This is a genomic window from Sinorhizobium prairiense (genome assembly GCF_029201645.2).
Taxonomy (GTDB): domain Bacteria; phylum Pseudomonadota; class Alphaproteobacteria; order Rhizobiales; family Rhizobiaceae; genus Sinorhizobium; species Sinorhizobium meliloti_A.
The window spans coordinates 1,593,685-1,620,319 of record NZ_CP104133.1; the positions used below are offsets into that span (position 1 = coordinate 1,593,685).

Annotated in this window: 20 protein-coding genes and 4 pseudogenes; 8 read left to right on the forward strand and 16 right to left on the reverse strand. The window is 62.5% G+C overall.

Features of this window, described 5'->3' with window-relative positions:
* Positions 1-50 precede the first annotated feature (50 nt).
* Positions 51-1,130, forward strand: a complete 1,080-nt coding sequence (locus N0Q91_RS30745; RefSeq protein WP_275599154.1) for an AI-2E family transporter — start codon at positions 51-53, stop codon at positions 1,128-1,130.
* 96 nt (positions 1,131-1,226) lie between these two features.
* Here N0Q91_RS30745 and N0Q91_RS30750 read toward each other — a convergent pair whose 3' ends face one another.
* The 5 genes and pseudogenes from N0Q91_RS30750 to N0Q91_RS30770 form a co-directional block, all read right to left on the reverse strand.
* A complete protein-coding gene (locus N0Q91_RS30750) occupies positions 1,227-1,988 on the reverse strand; it encodes a DUF1236 domain-containing protein (RefSeq protein WP_275599155.1) in 762 nt (253 codons plus the stop codon).
* Between the two features lie 156 nt (positions 1,989-2,144).
* Positions 2,145-2,503: pseudogene (locus N0Q91_RS30755) on the reverse strand (hypothetical protein).
* A gap of 54 nt (positions 2,504-2,557) precedes the next feature.
* Positions 2,558-3,055, reverse strand: coding sequence for a BON domain-containing protein (locus tag N0Q91_RS30760; RefSeq protein WP_275599156.1), 498 nt, complete (start codon positions 3,053-3,055; stop codon positions 2,558-2,560).
* Between the two features lie 314 nt (positions 3,056-3,369).
* Complete coding sequence (locus N0Q91_RS30765) at positions 3,370-3,657, reverse strand: DUF2934 domain-containing protein (protein WP_275599157.1); 288 nt, start codon at positions 3,655-3,657, stop codon at positions 3,370-3,372.
* 208 nt (positions 3,658-3,865) lie between these two features.
* Complete coding sequence (locus N0Q91_RS30770; RefSeq protein ID WP_003528984.1) at positions 3,866-4,075, reverse strand: CsbD family protein; 210 nt, start codon at positions 4,073-4,075, stop codon at positions 3,866-3,868.
* A 241-nt stretch (positions 4,076-4,316) separates the two neighbouring features.
* On the opposite strand from N0Q91_RS30770, the gene N0Q91_RS30775 reads away from it, so the two are divergent.
* Entirely contained in the window at positions 4,317-4,460 is a 144-nt protein-coding gene (locus N0Q91_RS30775) for a hypothetical protein (protein ID WP_198516656.1), read from the forward strand.
* 47 nt (positions 4,461-4,507) lie between these two features.
* Here the strand turns inward: N0Q91_RS30775 and rfbD are convergent, their stop codons facing one another.
* From rfbD to N0Q91_RS30830, 11 genes and pseudogenes are all read right to left on the reverse strand, one after another.
* Positions 4,508-5,410 (reverse strand): dTDP-4-dehydrorhamnose reductase, encoded by a 903-nt coding sequence (gene rfbD, locus N0Q91_RS30780; RefSeq protein ID WP_275599158.1) that lies wholly within the window; start codon positions 5,408-5,410, stop codon positions 4,508-4,510.
* Positions 5,407-6,476, reverse strand: a pseudogene (gene rfbB, locus N0Q91_RS30785) (dTDP-glucose 4,6-dehydratase). The gene rfbD and the pseudogene rfbB overlap by 4 nt, the downstream one beginning before the upstream one ends.
* 11 nt (positions 6,477-6,487) lie before the next feature.
* Complete coding sequence (gene rfbC / locus N0Q91_RS30790; protein ID WP_275599159.1) at positions 6,488-7,051, reverse strand: dTDP-4-dehydrorhamnose 3,5-epimerase; 564 nt, start codon at positions 7,049-7,051, stop codon at positions 6,488-6,490.
* Positions 7,044-7,925, reverse strand: coding sequence for a glucose-1-phosphate thymidylyltransferase RfbA (gene rfbA, locus N0Q91_RS30795; RefSeq protein ID WP_275599160.1), 882 nt, complete (start codon positions 7,923-7,925; stop codon positions 7,044-7,046). The genes rfbC and rfbA overlap by 8 nt, the downstream gene beginning before the upstream one ends.
* Before the next feature lie 22 nt (positions 7,926-7,947).
* Positions 7,948-9,039, reverse strand: coding sequence for a glycoside hydrolase (locus N0Q91_RS30800; RefSeq protein ID WP_275599161.1), 1,092 nt, complete (start codon positions 9,037-9,039; stop codon positions 7,948-7,950).
* Positions 9,040-9,106: 67 nt separating this feature from the next.
* Positions 9,107-10,279 carry a galactoglucan pyruvyltransferase gene (gene wgaE / locus N0Q91_RS30805; protein WP_018098849.1) on the reverse strand — a complete coding sequence of 391 codons (1,173 nt, stop codon included), beginning with the start codon at positions 10,277-10,279 and terminating at the stop codon, positions 9,107-9,109.
* A 42-nt stretch (positions 10,280-10,321) separates the two neighbouring features.
* Positions 10,322-11,500 carry a polysaccharide pyruvyl transferase family protein gene (locus N0Q91_RS30810; RefSeq protein WP_003529003.1) on the reverse strand — a complete coding sequence of 393 codons (1,179 nt, stop codon included), beginning with the start codon at positions 11,498-11,500 and terminating at the stop codon, positions 10,322-10,324.
* 34 nt (positions 11,501-11,534) lie between these two features.
* Positions 11,535-14,214 (reverse strand): annotated as a pseudogene (locus N0Q91_RS30815) (glycosyltransferase).
* Positions 14,201-15,673, reverse strand: a complete 1,473-nt coding sequence (locus N0Q91_RS30820; RefSeq protein ID WP_275599162.1) for a DUF6212 domain-containing protein — start codon at positions 15,671-15,673, stop codon at positions 14,201-14,203. Before N0Q91_RS30820 ends, N0Q91_RS30815 begins: the two are co-directional and overlap by 14 nt.
* A 182-nt stretch (positions 15,674-15,855) precedes the next feature.
* Entirely contained in the window at positions 15,856-17,109 is a 1,254-nt protein-coding gene (locus N0Q91_RS30825) for a glycosyltransferase family 4 protein (RefSeq protein WP_275599163.1), read from the reverse strand.
* 139 nt (positions 17,110-17,248) lie between these two features.
* A complete protein-coding gene (locus N0Q91_RS30830) occupies positions 17,249-17,821 on the reverse strand; it encodes a MarR family transcriptional regulator (RefSeq protein ID WP_018098853.1) in 573 nt (190 codons plus the stop codon).
* A 208-nt stretch (positions 17,822-18,029) separates the two neighbouring features.
* On the opposite strand from N0Q91_RS30830, the pseudogene N0Q91_RS30835 reads away from it, so the two are divergent.
* From N0Q91_RS30835 to N0Q91_RS30860, 6 genes and pseudogenes are all read left to right on the forward strand, one after another.
* Positions 18,030-19,798 (forward strand): annotated as a pseudogene (locus tag N0Q91_RS30835) (type I secretion system permease/ATPase).
* The gene (locus N0Q91_RS30840; protein ID WP_275599164.1) at positions 19,795-21,216 is read left to right on the forward strand and encodes an HlyD family type I secretion periplasmic adaptor subunit; all 1,422 of its coding nucleotides are present in this window, start codon (positions 19,795-19,797) and stop codon (positions 21,214-21,216) included. The pseudogene N0Q91_RS30835 and the gene N0Q91_RS30840 overlap by 4 nt, the downstream one beginning before the upstream one ends.
* A gap of 274 nt (positions 21,217-21,490) precedes the next feature.
* The gene (locus N0Q91_RS30845; protein WP_018098856.1) at positions 21,491-22,150 is read left to right on the forward strand and encodes a calcium-binding protein; all 660 of its coding nucleotides are present in this window, start codon (positions 21,491-21,493) and stop codon (positions 22,148-22,150) included.
* 130 nt (positions 22,151-22,280) lie between these two features.
* On the forward strand, positions 22,281-24,530 hold the full coding sequence (locus N0Q91_RS30850; RefSeq protein ID WP_275599165.1) for a glycosyltransferase family 2 protein: 2,250 nt from the start codon (positions 22,281-22,283) through the stop codon (positions 24,528-24,530).
* Positions 24,527-25,372 (forward strand): class I SAM-dependent methyltransferase, encoded by an 846-nt coding sequence (locus N0Q91_RS30855; protein ID WP_275599166.1) that lies wholly within the window; start codon positions 24,527-24,529, stop codon positions 25,370-25,372. The genes N0Q91_RS30850 and N0Q91_RS30855 overlap by 4 nt, the downstream gene beginning before the upstream one ends.
* The gene (locus N0Q91_RS30860) at positions 25,369-26,631 is read left to right on the forward strand and encodes a glycosyltransferase family 4 protein (protein ID WP_275599167.1); all 1,263 of its coding nucleotides are present in this window, start codon (positions 25,369-25,371) and stop codon (positions 26,629-26,631) included. The genes N0Q91_RS30855 and N0Q91_RS30860 overlap by 4 nt, the downstream gene beginning before the upstream one ends.
* The last annotated feature ends 4 nt before the right edge of the window (positions 26,632-26,635 follow it).

Sequence of the window (26,635 nt, forward strand, 5' to 3'; positions counted from 1 at the left end):
GACAAGTCTGTCCGACTGGACCCGAACTACCCCAAACGAGCGAAAACGCGATGGCGAAGAGTGTTTCCGTAGCTGAGGAAAAGGAGGCTCCAGACCGCCTACTGACGCCGCGGCGTTCGCGGACATTGGCAATCCTTGTCGCGCTCGCCGCGGGATTGGTCGTCTGCTACTTCCTCGCCGTGCCCTTCCTGCCCGCTCTCACATGGGCGCTCGTGCTCACCGTGATGTTCCGGCCGCTGCATCGTCGGATCGAAAAACGCTTCCGCTACCCGGAAGCCGCCGCCGGGGCGACCGTGGCGATCGCCGTCTTCGTCGTGGCTGTTCCGCTCACCTTCATGGCGGAACGGTTGGTAAACGAGGCTGCCAAGGGGGCACAGATCGTCGAGGAAGCGGTGAGGTCGGGTAAATGGAGCGATGCGCTCGCCAACCATCCGCGCCTTGCACCGGTCGTCGTCTGGGTCGAAACGCAGCTCGATCTGGCCGGGATCGCAGGCAGCGCGACCAGTTGGCTTACCAACTTCAGCGCCTCGTTCGTGCGTGGGTCGGTTGCCCAGATCGTCGACGCCATCCTGACATTTTATTTTCTGTTCTATTTCCTGCGTGACGGCCAGCAGGCACTGGGCGCGCTGAAGGAATATTCCCCTCTCAGCTCGCAGGAGATGAACCGGCTGTTCACGCGGGTAAACGAAACGGTGCAGGCCGTCGTCTTCGGCACGGTGGCCGTTGCTGCCGTACAGGGCGCGATGGGCGGCCTGATGTTCTGGTTGCTCGGTCTGCCGGCGCCCGTAGTCTGGGGCCTCGCCATGGGCTTGCTCGCCATCGTGCCGGTGCTCGGCGCCTTCATCGTCTGGCTTCCGGCCGCGCTGTCGCTGGCCCTGGGCGGCGAGTGGGGAAAGGCGCTTATACTCGTCGCCTGGGGCGCCGGAGTGGTCGCGACCATCGACAATCTTCTCTACCCCATCTTCGTGGGAGATCGCCTGAAGCTCCACACGCTGACGGCCTTCATGAGCATGATCGGAGGCATAATCGTATTCGGGTCGGCTGGGCTGGTGATCGGCCCGGTAGCCTTCACGGTAACGCTGCTGCTCCTGGATATCTGGCGCCGGCACAATTCGAACCCCGAGGTTTGAGGCGCCGGAAAGGATCGAAACCCCACGGCGCACGACCGTGGACGACGAGAATGGCCCGCCTGAAGAATCAGACGGGCAGCTTCATCAGGCAAGCTGTCAGGCGAGGATCACCACGATCTCCAGCGACGAAGGTTCGACGATGACGATCCGACCGTCGGCGAGGATGAAGAACAGATAACCTTCATATCTCGGCACGATCTTCACGATGCGGGTCGGAAGCGGCTTCAGCTTGACCTTGACAGTTTCCGGTACTGCCACTCCGACGGATACGTCGAAGTCGACGTCGATCGGCTCGACGTTCTCTTCCTTGATGATCTGCGTGATTTCGGTTTTCTGCTCTACCGTCACGTCGACATCTCCGGAAGAGCCGGAGGACTGACCCTGCTCGGTCGACTGGGACTGGCCTTGAGCGGGTTCCTTGGTTTCGCCCTGCGCGGGCTGCTGCTCGGAGTCCTGCTGCTTGGTCTGCGTGTCGGTCCCCGTCTCCCCGCTTTGCGAGCCGCCTTGATCCTGCTGCGTGCCTGTTTCCCCCTGCTGGTCCTGCTGCTGCTGGTCAGGCTGCTTCTGTTGATCTTGCTGATCCTGCTGCTGGCCCTGGTCGGCCGGTTGCTGCTGATCGGCGGGCTGTTTCTGATCTGCCGGCTGTTGCTGGTCCTGGCCCGTCTGCCCGTCCTGCTGTGTCGCACCCCCTTGAGCATCAGGCTGCTGATCCTGTTGCGCGCCGCCCTGCGGACATTCCGTCCCGGCCGGGCAATCGGTGGATTGCCCCTGTGCCGGCTGTTCCGTCTGTGCAAAGACCGGGGTGGACGCAACCCCGAGGCTCAAAGCGAGCGCACTCTTGATAAGGATACCCTTCATCGGATGTTCTCCATTCGAACGTCCCTTCGAGTAGCCAACCGCGGATTGACAGGATTGTTCCCTGGCAACCCCGCCTGTGCAGAGTAGGAGCGGGATGAGGAAAGTGTGTGCGCACTTCCGGACGGGAAGACGCTACACACTTTGCGTTGAAGCACTCTAAGCCTGGATGCCGCCCGCCCCGGCCCCACCGGAACGGACCGGTCCTTCGAACAGTCCCAAATCGTCGCGGCTGAACGCGGCAAGCGTCCATGCCACAGGATCGGCTGCGTCTCGCGGGTAATAAACCAGCCTGTCCGGACTGTTGATCCGGCGCATCGCCTCATGGTCGATCACGCCGGATCTTGCTGCTTCGGCCGCCCGTCCCCGGTCACCTTCGAACGCGTCGTCGACGAGTTCGTGCGTGAGCATTATCCCTTTGCGGGGAGACCACGGCCATCCTCGCGGGTCAACATGACCACGGCGACGCCGAGCTCTTCGGCCACTTCCTGCTCGGCCAATACCTCGAACACTGACATTGGACCCTCCATCGATGTCCCGGCGGCGGCGGCGCTACCGCAAAGGCGTCGTCGCTAGCCGTCGTCAGGCATGTGGGAATCGACGCCAAGGGTTTGAAGATTGTTGCGAACCTCCAGCACCCCGGGCACGGCCTCCACCGCTGCCACGAGCCGGCGCGCCATCGCCAAGGTTTCGACAGCACCCTCCAGGGTTACGATGCCCTTGTCGGCGCGCACGTCGATGCTGTTGGGCTCGGCTTCACCGCTTTGGCTAAGCAGATCCGTGATCACCGCTTCCAGTTCGTCGCTGTCGATGCGGTCAGGCGGCAGAGGACGACCATTGTCCGGGGAATTTTCCTCAAGACCGTCTGCGCCGGCCTCATCCACGATGAAGCCCTTTCCGCGGTCCTCATCGAAATTCGCGCCGGTAGCGCCATAGCTTCTGTTTTCGGGGCTGATCGATGTACTGCCGCTACCATCCGCGTAGGGCCATCCTTCGCGAAGATCGCGCTCCTCATAGTCGCGATAGTCCTCGTCGCGCGAGAGCGCCTTATCCTTACGGGGCACTTTCATTGCGATCTCCTTTCATTCTGCAAAGGTCAAACAAAACCGACAGGCTTTTGTTCAATCCGGCTTGCGGTGACATGACCCATTGGCGGGTGCGATCACTGGTAACCAACCCCGGTTCCCGTTGTTCCGCTCCGGGTCAGACGCCACGGCAGATCGAGCGTGATGGCACGGTCGACGAGCCGAGGCCTGGACAAGAATTACGAAGGAGAGCTGAACTCGATCTGATTGGCTATGCCGCAGGCGCCGCCGTTGCAGGGCCGTCGGGGACAGACAGCCTCAGGGGCCCGTGGCCTTCCCCAGCTGCACCGACGCCTTCTTTATAGTTTCTTCGCCGTGCCCCGCCGCGGGCCGGCGCCGCGGGGCGGAGCCTTGGCCTTATCGGGGCCTTCATTTCCGATGCTCCCGACGCCCCCGGCCGGTCCGCGGTCGGGCTGCATTCCACCGGGCTGCAGGTCCGAGGCAAGATCCGACTGAGCCTCCGCATCGATCTCCCGAGCGGCTTCGTGCCAGTACCGCTCATGGTCTCCGTGACGTCTTCCGTCATTTTCCCACAGCTCATAGGCGCGTGCGCGGATGCGCTTGTCCCGTTCATTGTCGGTGGTCATGGCTGAGCCTCCTGAGCGAAACGCAGGTTAGTGCCGATCTGCCGGCTTCGGAACTCCCATCGCGAGCATAGGCGCGTACCTCCGGCGGCGGAAGCCAAGATCGACTATCCGTGGTTTGTCGGGCAAATATCTTCGCCTTCATCAAGGGGAACAATCGTTAGGCATGAATCGAGACCCGTCAAGGCGGGTCTCGACCGGCGTTTGCTGATCACCAATTCCACGTCTGGCGGCCGTACCAATCGTCTATGTCGCGCCTTACGCGGTCCTTCTCGATTCCGTAACGCTCCTGGATCTTTCCTTCGAGCTGCTCGCGGCTGCCGGAGATCTGGTCCAGATCGTCGTCGGTGAGCTTGCCCCACTGCTCCTTGACCTTGCCTTTGACCTGCTTCCAGTTACCTTCAACACGATTCCAGTCCATGAGTAATCCTCCTGGTTCAATTGTATCGAAGATGGAACTCATGAGAACGCATTTGGTTCATCGAGCCGGCCGCGATCGTGCTTTCCGGGAGACCGGACGTCGGACGTGACGTTACAGACACAAAGTTGTGTTACCCAGGGAACTCGACCTTGCGGGGCTTCTCTGCTTCTATCGTGCGAGGACTGTTTCCAATCTATCCAAAGCGGGGCGGACGATGGTTTACGATCGGGATAAGAAGCGCATGCGTCGCCGTCACGTGCTCCGGTTTTTCGCAGCACTCGCTCTGCCCGCCCTCCTGCTCGGTTCCGCCATCGCGGCGGCGGAATGGGCCGCGCCCGATCCGCCCGCGCGTGCCGACGCCCAACAGGCGGCAGCCCGGCAGTAAATCGTTTCGGTCTGGAAGTGCGTGCGGCTTTCCGTCCGCGCTCCGCCCTAACGGGCTTCACTCGAAATGCTCCCGACAAGCCGCCTTACGGTTCGCTCCACCGAATCCTGCCAGGCTGGCATGGCCCGGCCGAAGGCCGCGGTGAATTTGGCGCTTGACAGCGAGGAGTTGGGAGGGCGGCTTGCAGGTGTCGGAAAGGCCCCTGTCGCGATGTCCCGAACATGCGCCCAGGGACCGCCTTCGGTACGGCTCGCCGAAAGAGCATGCCGCGCGAAATCGGCGCGGTTTACGACGCCCGTGCCAGCGAGGTGATAGAGGCCGAAGGCGGCGTCCTGATCGGATTTCGTCAGCCGCGCCGAAATATCGAGGATGGCATCCGCAAGGTCGATCGCCGATGACGGATTTCCGCGTTGATCCGCGACGACCGCGATATCCTCGCGCTCCTCTGCGAGCCGCAGGATGGTCTTGACGAAGTTCTTCCCGAAGGAGCTGTAGACCCAGCCCGTGCGAAGGATGAGATGGCGGGGCGTTGCCTCGGCAACTGCGGTTTCTCCGGCAAGCTTGGATGCGCCGTAGACGCTGAGCGGAGCCGGTGTGTCGCCCTCTGCATAGCTCCCCTGTTTGCTCCCGTCGAAGACATAGTCCGTCGAGATATGGATGATCGGCACTTCGAGGCATGCGGCCGCCTCAGCGACCGCGCCGGCCCCGAACGCGTTGGTCGCGAACGCCGCCTCCGGCTCGCTTTCGGCCTGGTCGACGGCCGTATAGGCTGCTGCGGAGACGACGAGGTCCGGCCGGCACCGCTCGATCGCCGGCAGGATCGTTGCCGGCTCCGTGAGATCGAGATGCGGCCGCCCGATCGTGACGACTTCCACGCCCGGCCAACGACTAGACCGTTCCACCAGGCTGAGGGCCAACTGCCCCTCGCAGCCGGTCACGGCAATTCTCACGCAACGCTCCGATGCTGCTCGCCGATGCGGGCGCCGGAATAGCGCTCGCGCCGGATCGGCTCCCACCACCACCTGTTTGCGAGGAACCAGTCGACAGTCTCGCTCAGTCCGCCCTCGAAGCTCCGCTTCGGCCTCCAGCCAAGCTCACGCTCGGCCTTCGAGGGATCGATCGCATAGCGCCGGTCGTGACCGGGCCGGTCCGGAACAAGGGTGATGAGGTCCCGATAGCTATGACCGCCCTTTCGCGGCGACCGGGCGTCGAGCAGATCGCAGATGCATTCCATGACCGACAGATTGTTGCGCTCGGCACGGGCGCCGATATTGTAGCTCTCCCCTGGCCTGCCCCGGCTTATGACCAGTTCCAGCGCAGTCGCATGATCGTCGACATGGAGCCAATCCCGCACATTCGCTCCCGAGCCGTAGAGCGGCAACGGCTTCTCCTCGATGGCGTTGATGATCGTCAGGGGATCAGCTTCTCGGGAAAATGGAACGGGCCGTAATTGTTGGAGCAGTTCGAAACGACCACCGGAAGGCCGTAGGTGTGGTGCCACGCACGTGCGAAATGATCAGCTGCCGCTTTCGAGGCCGCGTAGGGGGACGAAGGTGCGTAGCGCGTCTCCTCGGAAAAAATCCCGCGGTTGAACGGAAGGTCGCCGAAGACTTCGTCGGTCGAGACATGATGAAACCGGAAGCGCTCTCGCTCCTCGGTACCGAGGCCCGACCAGTAGGCCAGTGCGGCGTTGAGCAATCGCACCGTGCCGAGGACATTCGTCTCCATAAACGGGTCGGGGCTCTCGATCGAGCGGTCGACATGGCTCTCGGCAGCAAGATGCATGATCGCATCGATCCGCTCCCGGCGCATGATCTGCAGCAGAACCTGTTCGTCGCGGATATCGGCCCGGTAGAAGGCATAGTGCGGATCGCTTTCCACCGCCCGTAGCGATGCAAGGCTGCCGGCATAGGTCAGCTTATCGACATTGACGACGCGCTCGGCCCCGCTTCGGATCAGATGCCGGCAAACCGCCGATCCAATGAAACCCGCGCCACCCGTTACCAAAACTCGCATGGTTTCTCCCCTCATGCGGTGAACTCGAAAACAATGGATTCGTGGAGCAATGGTGCGTTCCTGTCCTTCGCGGACAGTTGCAGATGGTCGGTAGCGGCAGGCCAGCCTATGCCGATCTCGGGATCGTCGTATCGGATCGACCGCTCATGCTCAGCGCTGTAATGCTCGCTCACCTTGTAGAGGACTTCCGTTTCCGGCTCGAGCGTGACGAGGCCGTGGGCGAAGCCGACAGGCACCAGAATCTGGTTCCATTTTTCGGCCGAGAGTTCGAGACCGACCCATTTCGCGAAGGTCGGCGAACCTTTGCGAATGTCGACCACGACATCGAACACCCTGCCTCGAACGACCCGAACGAGCTTTGCCTGCGCCTTGGGCGGGAGCTGATAGTGCAGGCCGCGCAGCGTGCCCGCAGCTGCGGAATAGGAATGGTTGTCCTGTACGAAGGTCTCCGCGACGCCGTTGGCGGCGAGGGTCTCCGCATTGTAGGTCTCCGAAAAGAAGCCCCGCTCGTCGCCGAGCCTGTGCGGGACGATCTCCAGGACCCCGTCGAGGCCAAGGGGCCTTACCTCAAGCATCCGAGAGCTCCCTGACCCGTCGCCGGAGATAGATCGCATAGTCGCTTTTACCGAGCAGGGCGGCACGCTCGAGCACCTGATCCGCCGAAACGTAGCCGAGCTCGAAGGCGATTTCTTCCGGGCACATGATCTTGACGCCCTGCCGGTGCTCGATCGTGCGTACGAAGGAAGCGGCATCGTGCAGGCTGTCGTGCGTGCCCGTATCGAGCCAGGCATAGCCTCGCCCGAGGCGGCAGACGTGAAGGTCGCCGCGCTCCAGGTAGGCCCGGTTCACATCGGTGATTTCCAGTTCGCCCCGCGCTGAAGGTTTGATTGAAGAAGCGATGTCAAGCACGCTGTTTTCATAGAAATAAAGGCCGGTCACCGCCCAGCTGGATTTCGCCCGCTCCGGTTTCTCCTCGATCGTCACGGCCCGTCCGGTCTCTCCGTCGAAACTGACGACGCCGTAGCGCTCGGGATCATCCACACGATAGGCGAAGATCGTGGCACCGCTCGACCGGGCCGCGGCATCGCCGCAAAGCTCGGGCAGGCCGGCACCGTAGAAAATATTGTCTCCGAGGATAAGCGCCACGGAGCTGTTGCCGATGAAATCCCGGCCGATGACGAAGGCTTCGGCGAGTCCGTTCGGCTCCGGCTGCTCGGCATAGGAGATCGCGAGGCCGAACTGGCTGCCGTCCCCCAGCAGCTCCTCGAACAGCGGCCGGTCCCTGGGCATGGTGATCACCAGTATCTCGCGAATACCGGCCAGCATCAGCATGCCGAGCGGGTAATAGATCATCGGCTTGTCATGGACAGGGAGCAGTTGCTTCGAAACCGAGATCGTCACCGGGTACAGCCTGGTTCCCCGGCCGCCCGCAAGGATGATGCCCTTCATGCGCCCACTCCGGTCGAGGCCATCATCTTGCTTGCGCTCCTGCGCCGTCGCCCGGTCCGATCGCCGCGGGGCCGACGGGACTGAGCTTGCCGCAGCGCCAGAGGCTATAGGAAGGCTCGGTGTCCCAGTCGTAATAGTAGGCAGCCGTCAGCCGGCCTGCCTCGATCAGTTCGCCGAAGGTCGCGCGCATGACCTGGATCGCCTCCCCTCGCGATCGATCGTCCACCGGGCAGGAGCGTGCCTTGTTTGCGATCCCCCATTCCGTGACCCAGCAGGACTTGCCGGTTCCCGCGGTCCGGCAGAAATCGAGAATGCTTCTGACCCGCGCTGCAATCGCTGGCGCGGCTTTCCTTCCGGGGTAGATGTGGATGCCATAGGCATCGACCAGACTGTCGATGCCGCGTTGACGAAGGAGCGCGACGAATTCGCCGGGATCGAGCCTTTCCATCCCGCGCCTGTCGGCTTCTGCGGCGCTCATATCCGAGAGACCGGCGGAAATGACGGCTGCGTCGCGGCTATGTACGGTTTTGCGCAGCTCCGATCGGCTGATCTCCAGCGCCTTGACGTAGTTGTCGAGGCCGCGTTCAAACCTTGTCCGCTCCCGTAGCTCGGCGATGCTGCGCGGTGACCGGACGCCCGGCTCTCGATAGACGGCAAGATCGCCGTTGTAGCCGGCATAGTTGATTTCATTTCCCGGCTCGATCGCCACAAGACGCACGCCGAGGGCATCGATGCGTTGAAGCGCTTGCCGCAACTCCCTGCGATACCGAACAAGATCCAAATCCGACAGTCGATAGACGTCCCAGATACGGCGATGGCCCGTTCTCGGTCTGAGGCTCTGGGGATAGTAGCTTTTGTTTCCCAGCTGAATCTCGAGAAGGATGCGCAGACCCAGGCGGTGGGCGATTGCCAGCGCCTCTATGCTCTTGTCCACCGGACGCGAAAGCGAAAGCCGGACATCCGTCGCGCCGCTGGCGGCGATGTCCGTCAGTATTCTCGCCTGGTCGCCCCGGGGCAGCCAGGCGAGATTCATCCGATTGACGCCAATGCGAGCCGCCGAAGCTTCATCGGCATGCGCGGGTGCGGAAAGCGTCAACAAAGCGCCGAGGAGCAATGCTGCTGCTCCTCGCTTCGCCGAAGTTCCGGGCCGCAAACCGCTGCGCACTATCCCCGGAATTGCTCTAGAGCCCGACATGCGCCAGAGCATTGCGGAAGTTGGTCTCACAGGCCGAGTACCGGTCGATGACAGCCTGCGAATCGATCTTGGAAAGGAAGCTGGCAAGATAGGCCTTCCTGTCCGGCTCCCGGTTCCAGACTGCCGCCTCCATGTAGGGGAAGCCGATGAATTCCAGCATTTCCCGCATGCGATCGTCGACCGCGATCATGAGCGACGGTACGCCCGCCTGCATGCCGATGATGCAGCCGTGAAAACGGCGCCCGAAGCAGAGATCGCGCGCGGAGACCCAGCTTCGCCATTGATTGGTGTCGAAGAACACCAGAAGCTCGTGTTTGCGCTGCCATTTCTCCGAATGCTTATAGGCGGTCTGGCCGGTGATGCGCCCGCTTGCTCGGTCGTAGACGGGCAAGTCGTCGTCCACGGGAAGGGAGAGATTGTAGGCGACCACCTCGTCCTGGACGACGTAGCTCGCGACGCTCTCCGGTTTCAGCAGCGCGTGGGCATCGACGATCGTATCGGCCACGCTTCCGAGATAGCCTCCGAAGGCGATCTTCTGGGAGGAAGCGAGATCCGGATTGGCGAGCGCGGCGAGCGAACGCTTCATCTCGGCCGGCGCGAAGAAGAGCGAGGGGCAACCCGTCGGCTTGACGAACTTCATCCCCTGCTCTCTCAGGAACTCGGCCGTGAAATAACCGCGCGTGAGGAAGAAGCTCTCTTTGTTCCTCAGCACTTCCAGGAACTTGAGCGTGCCGGCAGGCAGGTTTTCCTTGAGCCCTTCCCGCCGCTGGATACCGATCCCCATGATCACCACCGGCATCTTCAGTTTCTCGAACACTTCCGCTTCGAGATCCGCCGAGTAGCCCGGGCGCAGGAGGTTGGCCGAAGCGAAGACGCAGATGTCGAATTCCTCGTTGAGGCTTTCATAAGCCTCGTCGGAATTCCTGTTGTTGACGAGATGCCAGAAGGGCAAATAGGTGACGTCATGCCCGCGCAGGGCATGGGCTGCGCCCTCGCCGATCAGATAGTTGCCGGTATTGGCGATCTTCTTGACCTGATCGATCAGTTCCTTCTTGGTTCTGACCTCGTCGAAATAGGGTCTGTGCCGAACCTCCGCGCCGGACACGCCCGAGACGGTTCGCTGCAGATAGGACGGGATTCCCGTAAGCAAGATACGCATCGATTACACCTGAGATTAGAGCCTGCAAACGCTCGCGTAGATTTATTGCCCGATCCCGATCTCCCGGAGAGCCGAGCGGAACGTGCGCTCGCGATCGGAATATCTGTCGACCAGTTCGGAAGCATTGAGCCCGGCCAGGTGGTCGGCGACGAATTCGGCCCGGTTTTCCGCCTTGTCGACCTCGACTGCGTCGATCGCCGGCAGGCCCGTGTAGCCGAGCATTTCGCGCATCCGGTCGTCCACCGCCACCATCAGGCTCGGCACGGCCGCCTGCATCGCGATGATCGAGCCGTGAAAACGCCGGCCGAAATTGAAATCCATGGAAGACGCCCAGGCACGCCACTGGTTCGTATCGAAGAAGGTCCGCACGTCGAAGGGCGTTTTCAGTCTTTCAGTGCCCGGATAGCTCAGTTCCCCGAGCATCGTGCCGGAGGCGGAGTCGTAGACCCGGCCGTCGCCGTTCGCTTCGACGTTCATGTCGAAATGGAGGAACTCGTCCTGGATGACGTATTGGGGCCGCGAACCCTCGGGCGCCAGCGCCGCGGCGTCGACGATGCAATCGTGGTTGGCACCCAGATAGCCGGAGAAGATGGTCCGCGCCTTGCCGACCGGTACATTGGGTAGCTTCTTCAGCGAGGCGCGCATATTGTGCGGCATCAGATAGATGGAAGGGCAGCCCGTCGGCTGCACATAGGAGAAGCCCTGGTCCTTCAGGAAACCGGCGGTTTCGAACCCGCGCGTCAGGAAATAGTGCTCACGCTCCTTGAGAACGTCCAGAAGCCGCTTCGTACCTTCCGGCAGGCTGTTTTCAAGGTCTCGGCGGTTCTGCAGGCCGATACCGAGCATGACGATCGGCATCTTGAGCTTGCCAAGCACTTCCGCTTCGGCATCCGCAGACAGGCCCTTGCGCAGAAGGTTCGCGCAGGTGAAGACGCAGATGTCGAAATTGGCGTTGAACTCGTCGAGTCCGACGCCGTTCTGGCTGCAATTATAAAGGTGCCAGAACGGGACCTGCTTCGCATGCGGGGCAATCGCGCGCAGCGCCCCCTCGCCGATCAGGTAATTTCCCGTATTGCTGATATTGCGAAGCTCCTGGAGAAACTCCTCCTTCGTCTCGGGCTGTTTCTGTCGCTCCGAATAGGAGACGGACAATCCCTGGGCGCCGTTGGCGAGGCGCGTGTAATGACCAGGAATTCCCGTCACGAGGATCCGTGGACGCATGCAATCGACCCTTCTTCTTGAAACCGGCGGGGCCTCAGCCCACGGCCGCAACTCCGGGATTGGATGCTTCGCGCCCACGGATGACCGTTGCGCGCGAAAGCGACGAATTGTTCACGGAACGGTCGCACCAGCCGAGGAACTCGGAGAAAGAGGACGTCCATGAGCGGCGTGCCGCCGTTCTCAGGCACCCCTCCATGAGGGGGCGAGCATCTGACGGTTGTGGGCCACCTCCTCGATGGCCTTTGCCATGTCCCGGACCACCTGCGGATCGGCGGCGGCCTCGATGAGGATGCCGTCCTCGCCGTCGGTTATGAGTTCGTCGACGGCACCGACCGACGTCGCGATCGGCACGCAGCCGAGCTGCTGCGCCTCGGCGATCATCAAGGGAGCGCCCTCCCAGCGCGACGGCATCAGAAGGACATCCGCCCAACCGAGTGCCTTGATCAGATCCTTGGTTGCGAAGACCGGCGGGCGCACCTCGACGCCGAGGTCCCTCAGGCGATCCGTCCACGACAAGGTGGCATCCGCGAGGATTTCCCCGCCGATCGCCCGGGCATCGAAAGGCACGCGCGAAGCCCGCAATTCGGCGAACGCCGCAGCGAGACGGTCGATCCCCTTCTGCTGATCGAGCCGGCCCATATAGAGGACCCGAAGCCGATCGTCCTTGCGTTCGATGCGCCTGACCGACAGCACCTCCGCGAGCACCTTGGGCGGCACGGAGAAGCTCGCGCCGTTGGGGACGGCGAAGATCTTTTCATAGGGAACGCCGAAGCTGTGCAGATAGATCTTGAGTTGCTCCGAGCAGGTCAGGAAGGCATCGTAGCAATGCTCGTGGGCTATCGCCGCGAAGGGCTGGCCGGCGGGCCTTTTGAAGCCGGTATTGTCGACCACGTGAAGGTAGCAGGCCGTGCGCGTGCCCTCAGAGCGCAACCGTGCGATAAGCGGATGCACCGCCATGACGTGATTGTTGATCACGAGGTCGAAGCCGGAAAGCTGACCCTTGAGCGCGGCCCAATCGACGTCGTGGCCCTCGGCGATGAAGTCCTGCCCCAGGAAAGAGCCGGAGCCACCCCAGGCGGGAATGCCCTGGTCCCAGAAGTGAATATAGTCGAAGCTCTGATCGAACTCGTCGATCACATCCATCCTGGATGTGCCGAGCACGAAGAGATGGGTCTCGTAGCCGGCGGCCTTCAGCTCGCGCGAGGCCGCATATACGACCTTTTCGGCGCCGCCGAAGGATGCATTCGGAACAAGCAGGGCTGCGGTCTTCCTGCCCCCCTCGCTATGACCGAGCGGCAACACCGGCGAGCCACCGATCTCGTGGCGAAGCGCCTTGTGGAGGTCGGAATAGGGAACGAGCCGTGCCGGACGCCAGGTCCAGCGTTTGCCGGCGGTCCGCCGCAGCGGACTGGTCGCGATGGCGTTGACGCAGTTGATCATCACCTGCTGGGGCGTGATGAGCGAGCGTCGGGGCAGGCTTCTCGGGAAAGGGAAGCGGACTTTCAGAATTGCCGATGTCGGCCATACCTGCTGGTTGCCGATGGAGGCAAACCAGTCCAGCGCCTTGTTGTGAATGACGTCGCGCACGAGCGAAGTGGACAGGAAGATGAGGTCGGCCGGCGCGTTGTGCTGGGCGCCCGCCTCCAGGAAGACCGGCTCGATCTTGCGCTGCGCCGCATCGTTGCCAAGCTGGACGAAGACCACGTTCGCCTTCTCGCTCAGGCGCTCCAGGTGCGAGAGCACGTTCGGCAGCATCCGTGAGCGCAGCAGCAGGTCAAGCGTGGCGCCGCTTCCGGCGATCAGGAAGGGCGGGAAGTGAACGTTGTCCGGCTCGCCGATGCTCGCCCAGAAGGCTGGAATGATATCGTCGAGACGAAGCCGCTTGGCCGTTTTGGTCGGATCCGTGAAGAACGAAATGGCAGCATCTTCCGTCCGTGCGAAAAGATAGCGCGGGCATTCCTCGTGCTCGAAATCGACCAGCATTGGCCGCTGGAACAGCGCACGGTGACGCTTTCTGAGGAAGCTCACCGAGGCGGCGCGATCGCGATTCGCCTCCTTGAAGCGGCTTTCCGCCCTCAGCCGGTATTCGAAGGTCGTGTCGTGGCACGGCGCCCCACGAAGCCCTGCTCGATGCAGGACAGCCAGAATTCCCAATCCTCGAAACCGTTTTGCCTGTCGTCGTCGAAGCGGACCCCCGCCCGGAACACGTCGATCGAGATCATCGAGCCGGTGTCGCAAATATTGTCCGTGACGCAGTGCAGGAGCCGCGAGTAGCGATTGCCGTAATGAGCGCGCCAACTCACCGAGAACGTGTCGATATTGGTATAGATCCAGCCGCAGCCGCTGGCGCGCAGTTGCCGGTAGAGAGTCTCGATGGTCCCGGGCAAGACGCGATTGTCGGCGTCGAGAAAATAGACCGCCTCGGCTTCCGGCAAATTCGCGAGCACGTAGTCGATCGCGCGATTGCGCGCCCCGCCCGGCCCGGCATTGGCCCCAAAAAGCACATGAACCGCAGGATGGGCCGCCGCATAGAGCAGCAATTGATCGAATGTCTCCTGCCGCGGATCACCATCGACGGACACCACGACTGCCACCCTGCACCCGGCAAGCTTCGAAGCAAGCACGGACTCGATCGCCTCCAGGACGAGGGCCGCATGGCCATAAAGCGGCATTGCCACCACGATCAGGTCCGAGTTTTCCTTATTTCCGGACATTGGACGCCCCTGCGGACTGCTTTACCAATCGGAAGCCGGAGACCTTGAGCCAGGAGAAATCCACCGTATCCGTCACCGCTCGGCTGAGGATCATGAGGTCCATCGGCTCACGCACGGGCTTGTCCAATTGAAAGTTCACGTTGACCGCCTGCTCGGCGGTGACCTCGCGCCAGCCGCTGAAGAAAGCCGACGGCTTGGCAGCCCCCTTGCGTGCGAGCTCCGCCACTTCCGAGCGCGCATTGGAGTTCGCCGGAGCGAGCAGGAAGCTCACGGCCGCGGGTGCGCCCTTCGGGTGATCGATGATCGCGCTTGCGGAGAAGGAGATGGTGCCGGGTTCCACGGCGCGGCCGATCGTGCCGGCGGAGATTCCGCTCGGCAGCGGGTGGCAAACGACCGCATTCTCGTGTTCGAGGAAGCGGACGGTCTGGAACTCGGGAACGACCGGCGTGACCGATACGTCGACGATCTGGCTCAGCAATTCGACCGCCACGCGATAGTCCTCGATGAAATGGCCCTCGAGCAAGGCGGTGGGAGCGATCATGTTCGGCATGCGCGTCGGTTTGACGCCGGGCAGTCCCGTAAAGACGCGGAACGCCAGGGGCCGGAGATCGAGATCAGGATGCGGGGTTTCCGATCTGGCCGTGTACCGCTCGCTCGCGATTGGATAGCCGAGTGAAAGCCCTACAGTCTCCGTGCCGGTCGTGGAGATTCTGAGCCGCAGCGTTCTCGCTGCGCCGCCGCAAGCGCGTGGCAGGGCGAGGAAATTCCAGTTTGCCGCGAGCTGCGCATAGGGGACGGTCCATTCGGCCACGCCCTCGCCGTTCTCGACATAGCCCAGCATGACGACCAGCTCGCCGCCGTCCCTGGGCACGGAATGAAGGTGCAGCGCGATCCCCGCCACGCCAAGACTGGAGACCGGAAGAAGCTGCTCGACACATCCGGTCGCAAGGAGCTGCCCGATGCCCTCGTCCTTCGGGTCGGCATAAGGATCATGGGCGAATATCTCCGCGACCGGCTCCCAGTTGCGGGCCTGAAAGGCATCCTCCAGCGCGCGGTAATTTTCGAGCAGCGTTTCCCGCTCACGCCGGAGAATGGCGAGCTCGGCGGTTACCGACGACGTGAAGCGGGAGAGCCGGCCCACTCCACCCTCCACCAGCGACTGCACGAGCGCAAGGCTCTCCGCCTTACCGCCCACGTCGATCCGCTGGAGCGGTATTTCGGGAATGGTGCCAAGAGCATTGATCGACGCAAGCGCCTCCCGCAGATCGGCCTCACCCTCATCCGAGAAGGCAAGCGCGATCAGAGGAAAGGCGTTCTGCAGGGGGGATCGCGAAGCTGCATCCGGATCGAGAAAATGCACCAGATGCTCGATGTCGCTCCCTTCGAAATTTTCCCGGTCCAGACCGGACGCCACAACGAGCCTTCGCTTCGCCGGCGACTGCCTCACGTTAGAAGACATCAACTCTTGCACGCAGCGACCCCAGAATAAATCGATTTATCCAGAAGATGAAATTGATGGCCTGGAAATATTCTTGCCCCCAGAACCTCACGGAGCGAACCATATCCGTGGATTCCGCAGTGCACAACAATAGATTCTTGGGGTTTTACCCGGTATTTATACTTCAAAAATTGAAGCAATATTCAGACAAACTGCGTTTCTTTCGCTTGCGCAGCATTTCGACCGGTGAGGTTGCCGATCAGCGTCAACTGACGTGCGAGGCAGTCGTCCAACCGGAACCTCTGCTCGACCGTTCTGCGCGCGGCGCCGCGCAGTTCGCGAAAGTTGTCCGGGCGGTTCAATGCCCCGACGATCGTCTCGGCGAGCGCATCCGTATCGAAGAACGGAACGAGAAGACCGTTGCGGCCGGAGCGGATGACTTCCTGAACCGGCGCGGTATCGGAGCCGATGACAAGAGCGCCGCAGGCCATTGCCTCCAGCACCGACCAGGAAAGCACGAATGGATAGGTGAGGTAGAGATGCGCCGCGGATATCTGAAAGAGCTGACGCAGCACGGAATGCGGCACGACGCCGGGGAAGATGAGCCTTTCGCGCGGGACATCCAGAGACGCAAGCAGATGCTCCTTCCACGATCCCCCGCCAGGGGGCGGCGCGCCGTAACTCACCCCATCGCCGCCGACGAAGACGAACAGCGCGTCCGGATGCCGCCGGACGACCTTCGCCGCCGCCTCCAGCGCCTTGGGAAAGCCCCGGTAGGGCTCGAGGTCCCGTGCCACGAAAGTGACGACGGGATCGCCGGCCTTGAGGACGCGCCCGTCCGGCAGCTTCAGCGAAGCCGCCGGGTCGGGGCGGAAACGGCGCGTGTCCACCCCCTCATGGCAAACGGCGATTCGTTGCCGCGCGTCGGCTGGATAGAGGCTCTTCTGCCAATTGGTCGGGCTGATACCGCCATCCATCGCCTCCAGCGACAGCAGCTGCGCGATGTTGCGGAGGCGCAAGCGTTTTCGCGTCTCCGGGTCGGGGCGGTCGTCCGGCGCGAAGCCGACATCCGCCCCATCCGACCGATAGAAAAATTCGCAATAGCCGAGTGCCGGCACGCGCGGCAGGACATCCTTCACGAACATCATGCTGCCCCAGCCTATATGGCCGAGAACGATGTCGGGGGTCTGTCCAAGGCGGCCCATCGCCTCGAAGGTTTCCGCTACCCTGTGCCCGATCCGCACATGATGGTCGGGAACGGCAAGATGGCGCGCTATCTGGGGATTCGGTTGCGGACCGGGTTCCGCCCGATGCCGTACGACCCGGACGGAAGGTATCCGCTGGTCCACGGTCTCCGTCACGAGCGTCACCTCGTTCCCCGCCTCAGCCAGATGTCTTGCCAGGGCGGCGAACTGGCCGAACCCACGGCGGTGTACGAATGCTACATGCATCTTCATAAGCCACCTGTCAGTGATCGATCACACCTGCAGCGCCGCGCGTCCGAACGGACGCGCAAAGCTCGTTGCAACACTTGGGTTTCCTGCATGTTACCGCCCTTGCTCGGTTGCGCTTTGAGGAACATGCAGTGATGGAGCGTCAGATGCCGTAGCGTGCGGCATTCCCCCAGACGAGTTCGAGGCGGTGCAGTGTCTGGAAAGCGGTCTCCAGATTCCGCCGGTCCTGATCGCCATGGCTGAGGGCGCGTTCGTAGCCCTTGGCGGCCTGTCGCAGGCCGGTGCAAAGCTGCCTGCCTTTCTCTGAAAGCCGGATGCGGGCCGAACGCTTGTCACGCTGCGATGCGATCCGGTCGATGTAGTCGCCGTCGGCAAGCTGCTTCAGATAATAGGAAATGTTCGAACCCACATAGTGGCCCCGGTCCAGAAGCTCTCCCACCGAGAGTTCCGCCTCGCCTATGGCCAGAAGAACCATCGCCTGCGCGGGACCGATATCTTCGACCCCGAGTTTCGTCAGTTCCGCACGCAACAGGCCGGAAAACCGGCGGCTTGCGCGCTCCATCACCCGGGCCAGCTCGAAATAGGTGACGAGCGAATCATCTCCGTCACGATCGTCTACAGAGGTATCGAGGCCTTTCCGCTGCGTTTCATTCGCGGGAAGGATTGCAACAGTGTCTCCAAAGTCTGCGAACGGATAGAGTATCCTGTGGTTCATCCCTCTCTCCATTGGGAACGTACTTCCAATTCCGGAATTTACTTCAAAACTTGAAGTAAATTTCACAGCACCCCTGCCCCGAAATTGGGTGCTCTTGAGCTGGCGATGTTTATTGTGTCACACTTATCGCAACAATACTGTGATTTGAGTGAATCTGGACCAGATCGCCCCATGAAACCCGCGAATGCGCTAATTAGAAGATCGCCACATGCGTGATACTGTTCGAAATCGTTTGATTAGCAAGGGCTCCAGTCGGCCAACACCGGCGCAAAACGGAACAATCGCGCCGAAGCTCCTGGTTCTGCGGGCCCGGCGTGTGTTCGTGGTGACGCTTCTTTATGCAGCCCTGCTCAGCGCCTGCATCAACCTCCTCCAGCTCACAATGCCCCTCTATATGATGCAGGTGCATGACAGGGTGTTGAACAGCCAGAGCATGGATACGCTCGTCATGCTGACGATTCTCGCCCTGGGTGCGCTGATCGTTCTGGGCGTGCTCGACTACATTCGCGCCCTCACCTTTCAGGCCATGGGCAGCGCCGTGGTCCGCTGGCTGAACCTGCCGGTCCTGACCGCCGCCGTCCAGGCCTCGGCCGATCAGGGACTTGCGCGCGCGACGCAGTCCCTGCGCGACCTTACCGAGCTGCGCGGCTTCCTCACCTCTTCGGCGGTGAGCGCCCCCTCGACGCCGCCTGGTCGCCCATCTTTCTGGGCGTTCTATTCCTGCTGCACCCCCTCTTCGGGCTGATCGGTGCGATCTCCGTCGTCGTACTCGTCTGTTGCGGCCTTCTCAACGACCTTCTGACGCGCCAGCTCATGAAAGAGGCAAGCCAGGCTAATATTGAGGCAGTGTCGAAAATCGGTGCGACATTACGTCACGCCGAGGCCATCGAAGCCATGGGAATGTTGCCGGCGCTCGCCCACAAATGGCGCGCCGCGCAACTGCACGCGCTCAGCGTGCTGGAGGCCAGTGGGATCAGAAGCAGGGCGATGGCCTCGATCACCCGTTCGCTGCGCTTCGCCATCCAGGTGGCGTCGCTGGGCACGGGTGCCCTGCTGGTGATGAGGCAGGAGATCTCGCCGGGCGCAATGATGGCGACCACCATTCTCGTGGGCCGCCTTCTGCTGCCGTTCGATTCCGTCATCGAGAACTGGCGCCAATGGGTGTTGGCGGTCGCAAGCTGGCGTCGCGTCGAAACGGCACTGAAGGAAGACCTTGCCGTTCGCCAGACCATGCCGACGCCGCGCTCCGAAGGCGACCTCGTCGTCGACAAGCTGGTCTACGCGGTACCGGGCATCGACGTGCCGATCATCAAGGGCATCAACTTCTCGCTCTCACCCGGCGAGGTGCTTGGAATCGTCGGCCCTTCCGCGGCGGGCAAGTCCACGCTGGCGCGGCTTCTGGTCGGCATTCTGAAGCCCACGGCCGGCGGCGTCTTCCTCGACGGCAACAACGTCTACCTCTGGGAACGGAGCTCTTTCGGACAGATCGCGGGTTATCTGCCGCAATCGGTTTCCCTTCTCGAAGGAACCATCCGTGAAAATATCGCCCGGATGGCGGAGAGCGATCCCTACAAGGTGCTCGAGGCGGCGCGGCTCGCCGACGTCCACGACATGATCGGACGACTGCCGCTCGGATATGATACGCCGGTGGGCGATGGTCATCTGACGCTTTCCGGCGGGCAAAGGCAGCGCATCGCGCTGGCGCGCTGCCTTTACGGCCGGCCACGCCTGCTCGTCCTCGACGAGCCCAACGCCAATCTCGATGCCCTCGGCGAGCGCGCCCTCATCCGCGCGATCGACGAGGCGCGCAGCGACGGCGCCATCGTCATTCTGATTGCCCACCGGCCGGCCATCATGCAGGTGGCCGATAAGCTGCTCGTGCTGGAAGGCGGCCGCATCAGCCAGTTCGGCCCGCGAACGGATGTCGTGGCGACCATGATGCCCGGCGAAACAAGACGCGAAGGTACCGCTTTATGAACAAGGAAAAGATCCTGCCGGTTCGCCTGGACCTGCAGCCGCCCGTGAAGGCTGAGAGCCCGGAACGCCGCCTGCCGATGGCCGCGCCGGCTCGTCTCTCCGCGCCAATGCCGGCGCCGGACCTTTCGGAAGACAACACGCATTCGCCGATCCGACGCCTCGTCATCGCCGGGTTGACGACGATCCTCGTCGCTTTCGGCGGTTTCTTCGGTTGGGCGTTCTCGACGGAGCTCAGCAGTGCTTCGGTCACCAGCGGAACGATCGTCGTCGATTCGAAGCGCAAGACGGTCAGCCATTTCGAGGGCGGCGTGCTCGGCCGGATCCTGGTTCAGGAGGGAGATCATGTGGCGCCCGGCCAGCCGCTGATGAAGCTCGAGGATACGCGCGCCCGCTCCGACCTGGAGGCGCTGCAAAGCCGCCGTGTCGGTCTGATCGCAAAACTGGCGCGGCTGCGGGCCGAGCGGGCGGGACTGCAGGCGGTGAGCTTCCCGGCCGATCTTGTCTCCAAGGGCGAGGCTGCCGCGGATGCGGTAACGGCGGAAAACGCGTTTTTCGAGAAGCGGAGCGAGGCCAAGGAGGGCCGTCTGGCAATCCAGCGAAAGACGATCGAGGAATATTCGGAGAAGGCGAAGTCTCTCGCAGCCCAGCTTCAGGCGACCGACAGGCAGATCGAGCTGATGAACGAGCAGCGGACCGCTATCGCGACCCTTGTCGAAAAAGCCTTCGCCCAGCGCTCGAAACTCATCGAAATCGACGCACGGCTCAGCGAGCTCGCCGCGACCCGCGGCGAACTCGCTGGCGACAAGGCCCAGGCGGAAAAGGCGATGGCGGGGGCCGAGCTTGCGCTCATCGGGATCGAATCCGATTTCCAATCGGAGATCGCCGGAGAGATCACCACGGCGCGCCTCGAACTTGCGGAAGTCGAGCAGCGCATCACCGCCGCCGAGGACGTGCTTCGCCGCCTGGAAATCCGCGCCCCCCAGGCCGGTATCGTCGCCAACATTCAGCTGCGGACGCCGGGCAGTGCCGTCACCCCCGGTCAGCCGCTTCTCGACATCGTTCCCGAGGACGAACCGCTGCTTGTCGAGATGCATGTCAGCACACGTGACATCGACAGCATAACGATCGGCTCCAGTACGCAAATCCGCCTGACGGCCTATAACCAGCGCTCGCACCTGCCCCTGGAAGGCAAGGTAACCTATATCGCGGCGGACCAATCGGTGGATGAGAAGTCCAACGTCGCCTATTTCGTCGCACGGGCAGAGGTGGCGCCTGAATCGCTCGCCGCCAACCCGGACATCCGCCTCTATCCCGGCATGCCCGCGGAAGTGCTGATCGTGCACAAATCGCGTTCGGCAATCGACTACCTCGTCGCCCCGGTCTCCGACAGTTTCAACCGGGCGTTTCGGGAGGACTGATCTGTCTAACGCTTGATATCTCCTGGCGTCGTAAATTACTTTAAATTTTGAAGTGCTTTGTCCGCATTCTCGTCAGAATTACTCCTAAAATTATATTGTGCCAATATTGGCACATGGTCGAGTTATGTTTAAGACGCCGCCTTTCCTCCGAATTATCATCGTTTTATTTTACACATCTGTGTTGTGTTCGTAATTATTGCAGTGCACACTCCGGCACGCAATCCTCGGCTCCGTGCCGATGACGCATGCATCAAACCACGAAGAGGAGAAGCAGATGGCCACTTTGGAAGGCGGCGCATACGACGACGCCCTTTTTGGCTCCCGCTTTGACGATTTCATTCGCGCCCATGGCGGTGATGATTTCGTCAACGGAGGCAATGGGGACGACATCATCTTCGGCGACGATGGTGACGACTTGCTGTTCGGCGGCAACGGAAACGACACCGTGTTCGGCGGCGAAGGCACCGACGTTCTCTATGGCGAAAATGGCAATGACATCCTGGTCGGCGGATCGGGTGACGACCTGATCTACGGCGATAACGGCAACGACATTCTCCTTGGGGGCGCCGGCAGCGACTTCCTCCTCGGAGGCAGAGGCGACGACGTGCTGCTCGGCGGCGCCGGCAACGACGTCATCGACGGCGGTGCCGGGTCCGACCTTCTTGCCGGCGGTCAGGGCAGCGATATCTTCGTTTTCGACGGCGGCGGCGGCAACGACGTCATCCTCGACTTTACCCCCGGCGAAGACGTCCTGCAGATATCCAAGGGCATCAACGGCCTCGACGTCACCGCGCCCGAGGATCTCGCTTCGCGTATCACTCAGGTCGGCGGCAATGTCGTCATCGACCTCGGCCATGGCGACACGCTGACCCTGGTCAATGCCGACGCCGAAGACATTCAGGCCCACCCCGAAAACTATTTCACTGTCCACTGATAGTTTGAGACGCGGGACACGGGTGGAAAACCGCAGGCGGCTTTTCATCATCCCGCATTGGCTTCGAACGGTGCGCCCTGCCCTCCTCCCGTGGGGCGCACCATCCAAGAATTAGTCAGAGGAGTGGCGTGTGACGTTTGACGACCGTACGCGGAGCGCCAGCGGCATTTTCGAGGACGCGAAGGCCTTTCGGCTCGGTTCCGACGTGGCTGTATTGATCTCCGACGTTCGCGCCAGGTTGCCGGCCGCAGCCAAACACACGCTGGTCATGCCGGAGCAACCCGTCCCGCTCGTCAGCACGATGCTTCCTCTTGCGGAGGGTGGACAGCGCGTGCTTTGGGCCATGCGCCCGGGTGACGAAGCGCGCCGCGGACAGATTTACATCGAAAGCGACTTCGTTCAGACGATCGTGCTCCGGCCCGTCGGTGAACTTCCGCCCCTCGACGTGGAGGACCTGTTTTCCGCACTCACGCCGGAGGGCTGCGTCAAGTTCCTGAACAATCTGCTCACTGTTTGGCGAAGCGCGTTCCGTCTGTCCAGGGACCCGTTCTTCATCGGCCTCATCGAGGATGCGCTTCAGGCGCTGACATCGAGGCCGGCCCCCGCCAAGATTGCATGCCCGATCAACCAGGGGCGATACCTGCTCGAAACAGCGATAAGCCCCGACTTCGGCGAGATCAGCGCTATCTATGCCCTTGGGGCCAACGCCATCCTGCCACTGGCGTCGCCGGCGCTGATCGGCGCCCAACGCGAGCATAATCTTCGTCCTTGCCATTTCATCGTCGATTCTCCCCGATACCCCCAGTCTTTCGTGCTTGTCGGCAAAAGGGGCGTTGCCGTGCGCGAGCTCTCCTCCGGCAACTCCCATTGCGCCAACCTCCAGGCCTGGTGGGCAGAACGAGGCGATACGCCGGAGCTGCGCGAATACGTCGTCCGCTGGCTCTCGACGACACCCGAGGGTGGACTTGCCACAGCCGTCGACCTCCAGCTGCGGTCGCCGCTCCCTGAAAGGCGGATCGGCAGGTCTGCAATGCATCCTTCAGCGGAGGTGGACCTCGCATTGACGCTTTCCGGCGGTCTGCTTGCCGGGGGGTGGACCCATGATCCGACAGCCACTCTTGCCGGCATCGACTACCTCAAGGAGGACGGCACCGCGATACCGCTCGACGGCAACTGGTACGAGTTTGCCGCCTGGGCACGCGGGGCGGACGAAAAATCGCGAGCCGACGTGACCGGCTTTGTCGCCTGGCTGCCGTCGAACGATCCGCCGAGCGCCCTGCTCCAGCCGCGGTTCCAGATGCGGCTGGCATCCGGTGCTGTGAAACCGCTCGTGCCGAAGCCGCAACCCTTCGACGCTTCGGCACAGCGCAACCGCATCCTGCGCGCCGTCCCGCCGCAGCACGCGATCGACCAGGCTTTCCGGACGATCCTTGCCCCCGCCCTGCAGGACGTGGAACAGAGGTTGGGAAGAGCTTCCAAGGTCGACTACACCAAGGATTACGACCTGCCCGAAAAGGCGCCGTTGGTCTCGATCGTCGTGCCGCTTTACCGTGTTCTCGACTTCCTGCGGTTCCAGCTCTCCGGCATGGCGACCGATCGCTGGCTCGCAAGCAATGCGGAGATCATCTACGTTCTGGATTCGCCGAAGATTCAGGACGAGACGGAGCATCTGCTTGGCGGACTGCATCTCCTCCACGGGTTGCCGATGAAGCTTGTTGTGATGAACCGCAACAGCGGCTACGCGCGGGCGTGCAATGCCGGCGCGCGCTTTGCCCGCGGCTCGGTCGTCGTCATGCTGAACTCGGACGTCGTTCCGTCTGCACCCGGCTGGCTGCAGAAGCTCATCCGGCCGCTCATGGAACAGAGGAGCCTCGGCGCGATCGGCCCGAAGCTGATCTTCGAGGACGGGTCGCTCCAGCACGCGGGCCTCTACTTCGCTCGCGACCAGCGCGGCATATGGCTCAACCATCATTTCCACAAGGGCATGCCCGGCGACTACGGGGCGGCTCAACTTGCCCGCAGCGTGCCCGGCATCACCGGTGCGTGCCTGGTGACGCGCCGGGAGATCTACGAGCTCGTGGATGGATACACGGAGGATTATGTGATCGGCGATTATGAGGACAGCGATTTGTGCCTGAAAATCCGCCGGTGCGGCTATGACATCGCCTACGAGCCGTCGGCGTGTCTCTATCATTTCGAGCGCCGCTCGATCCGCCGCAGCGAAGACTATATGCGCGGGGTCGCCAGCCAGTACAATTCCTGGCTGCACACCGAACGCTGGAACGACGACATCACCGAATTGATGAAAACCGATCTCGGCGGCCGCGACGAGATGCCGGCTCTCTTCGGGATCGGCGCTGCAACGAGGACCGCCGCATGAGCGAGACTGCGCTGCGCCAGGAAAACACAGCTGCCACGGAACTGCCCGCCCGCGACGAGCGCGTGGAGGCGCTGCTCGGGAGCATTCTTCGAAACCGCTTCCTTCCCGAACCTGATCCCGACAGTGTCTTCGTCGGCGACGGTTCCTTCAGGGCGGTGGGCGTCGAATTCCTCGGCCACTTCATCCGGCTGGGGGGACTGCGTCCGGAAAGCCGCGTTCTCGATATCGGCTGCGGCATCGGCCGCATGGCTGTCCCGCTCACCCAGTATCTGGATTTCGAGAAGGGGCGCTACAGCGGGATAGATCCGGTCGAGGGCGGCATCGGCTGGTGCCGCCGTTTCATCACCTCGGTCTATCCGAATTTCGCCTTCCAGCGTGTCGATATTGCCCATGAGCTTTATAATCCGAGCGGAAAAATCAGCGGCAATGCGCTGAAGCTGCCCTATGCCGACGGTCACTTCGATTTTGTGATCATGACATCGATCGTGACGCATCTGCCGCCGGACGAAGTCCTGGTCTATCTGCGAGAGGTCGGAAGGCTTCTGAAACCCGGCGGCCGCCTCTTCATGACCGCATTCGTGGTCGATCACGTCGCAGCGGCCAACGAAAACGGCCGGCGCGACGCGCGGCTTTCCTTCGCCCGCGACGGCGACGGTCCATGCTGGTACGTCCCCGACATGCCACGCCTTGCCGCCGTCGGTTTCGACGACGGCTTTCTTGACGGCGCCCTCGACCGGGCCGGTCTCGCAATCACCTTGAAGGCGCTCGGCGCCTGGCGCGGTAAGGAGGCGGAGCACTACCAGGACATCTTCGTCGCCGAACGCCGAGGAGGCGGCGCGTGAGCATGCGCGTGCTCGTAGCGGCTCACAACCATCCGGCCCTCCACCCGGGAGGCACGGAGATTTTCGCCCACGACCTGTTCGGCGCCTACAAGCGCGCAGGCTGCGAAGCGCTCTTTCTCGGAGCCACGAACCAGATCCACCGCCAGGCGCGGCCAGGCACGAGCTTTCAAGGCATCGGGCCTGCAGGGGACGAGTTGCTGTTGTGGTCCGGACATTTCGACCGTTTCTTCATGAGTCAGATCGACCTCTACGGCGTCGTTCCGGATATTGCGGAGCTGCTGCGCGACTTCAGGCCGGACGTCGTCCATATCCACCATCTGCTCCTGCTCGGCGCGGAGTTTCCGCATATCGTTCGTCGAACGCTGCCGCAGTGCCGGATCGTCATGACGCTGCACGACTATTATCCCATCTGTCACCATGACGGGCTGATGGTGAAAACGAGCGGCAAGGAACTTTGCCATAGGGCGAGCCCCGACGGATGCCATGCCTGCTTCAAGGACATCGCGCTCGACCGTTTCACATTGCGCGAACGCCATCTGAAGGCCCTCTTGAGCGACGTGGACCGGTTCGTATCGCCCAGCCGATTCCTCAAGCAGCGCTTCGTCGATTGGGGGCTTGCGGAGGACAGGATCAGCGTCATTCCCAACGGGCTGCCGGCTCGCGGCGCGCCGGCAGCGGCCCGCCGGATCGGTTCGGATCGTCCGGTCTTCGGCTATTTCGGCAATCTCAACCCCTGGAAAGGCGTGGCAGTACTGCTCCAGGCGGCACGACAGCTCATTTCCGAGGGGCTGGAATTTGAGTTGCGCGTTCACGGCGGCGCACCCTTCCAGAGCGAGAGTTTCGTCGACGAGATCACGCGCCTGTTCCAGGAAACGGCACCGACCGTGCAGCAGCGCGGTCCCTACCGGCGTGAGGACGTCGCCGACCTCGTCGCAGCGGTGGATTGCACGATCGTACCCTCGATCTGGTGGGAAAATGCGCCGCTGGTCATCCAGGAGGCGCAGGCCCTCGGACGGCCAGTCATAGCCGGCAATATCGGCGGCATGGCCGAGATGATCGAGGACGGGGCAAACGGCCTCACCGTTGCGCCCAACGATCCCCGGGCGCTCGCCTCTGCCATGCGCCGCCTCGCGCAAGACGGCGCCTTGGCGCGCCGGCTTTCCGCGCATGCGCGGGAACCGGAGAACATCGACACCACCGCACGACGCTATCTCGAATTGATCGAAGCGATCGAACCGTCACGTATCGAAGCGGCATAAAGGG

What these genes read in the sequence shown, in the direction of transcription:
- N0Q91_RS30745 (WP_275599154.1), top strand. Translation starts at nt 51, where the DNA reads ATGGCGAAGAGTGTTTCCGTAGCTGAGGAAAAGGAGGCTCCAGACCGC.
- N0Q91_RS30750 (WP_275599155.1), bottom strand. Translation starts at nt 1,988, where the DNA reads ATGAAGGGTATCCTTATCAAGAGTGCGCTCGCTTTGAGCCTCGGGGTT.
- N0Q91_RS30760 (WP_275599156.1), bottom strand. Translation starts at nt 3,055, where the DNA reads ATGAAAGTGCCCCGTAAGGATAAGGCGCTCTCGCGCGACGAGGACTAT.
- N0Q91_RS30765 (WP_275599157.1), bottom strand. Translation starts at nt 3,657, where the DNA reads ATGACCACCGACAATGAACGGGACAAGCGCATCCGCGCACGCGCCTAT.
- N0Q91_RS30770 (WP_003528984.1), bottom strand. Translation starts at nt 4,075, where the DNA reads ATGGACTGGAATCGTGTTGAAGGTAACTGGAAGCAGGTCAAAGGCAAG.
- N0Q91_RS30775 (WP_198516656.1), top strand. Translation starts at nt 4,317, where the DNA reads ATGCGTCGCCGTCACGTGCTCCGGTTTTTCGCAGCACTCGCTCTGCCC.
- rfbC (WP_275599159.1), bottom strand. Translation starts at nt 7,051, where the DNA reads ATGCTTGAGGTAAGGCCCCTTGGCCTCGACGGGGTCCTGGAGATCGTC.
- rfbA (WP_275599160.1), bottom strand. Translation starts at nt 7,925, where the DNA reads ATGAAGGGCATCATCCTTGCGGGCGGCCGGGGAACCAGGCTGTACCCG.
- wgaE (WP_018098849.1), bottom strand. Translation starts at nt 10,279, where the DNA reads ATGCGTATCTTGCTTACGGGAATCCCGTCCTATCTGCAGCGAACCGTC.
- N0Q91_RS30810 (WP_003529003.1), bottom strand. Translation starts at nt 11,500, where the DNA reads ATGCGTCCACGGATCCTCGTGACGGGAATTCCTGGTCATTACACGCGC.
- N0Q91_RS30820 (WP_275599162.1), bottom strand. Translation starts at nt 15,673, where the DNA reads ATGTCTTCTAACGTGAGGCAGTCGCCGGCGAAGCGAAGGCTCGTTGTG.
- N0Q91_RS30825 (WP_275599163.1), bottom strand. Translation starts at nt 17,109, where the DNA reads ATGAAGATGCATGTAGCATTCGTACACCGCCGTGGGTTCGGCCAGTTC.
- N0Q91_RS30830 (WP_018098853.1), bottom strand. Translation starts at nt 17,821, where the DNA reads ATGAACCACAGGATACTCTATCCGTTCGCAGACTTTGGAGACACTGTT.
- N0Q91_RS30840 (WP_275599164.1), top strand. Translation starts at nt 19,795, where the DNA reads ATGAACAAGGAAAAGATCCTGCCGGTTCGCCTGGACCTGCAGCCGCCC.
- N0Q91_RS30845 (WP_018098856.1), top strand. Translation starts at nt 21,491, where the DNA reads ATGGCCACTTTGGAAGGCGGCGCATACGACGACGCCCTTTTTGGCTCC.
- N0Q91_RS30855 (WP_275599166.1), top strand. Translation starts at nt 24,527, where the DNA reads ATGAGCGAGACTGCGCTGCGCCAGGAAAACACAGCTGCCACGGAACTG.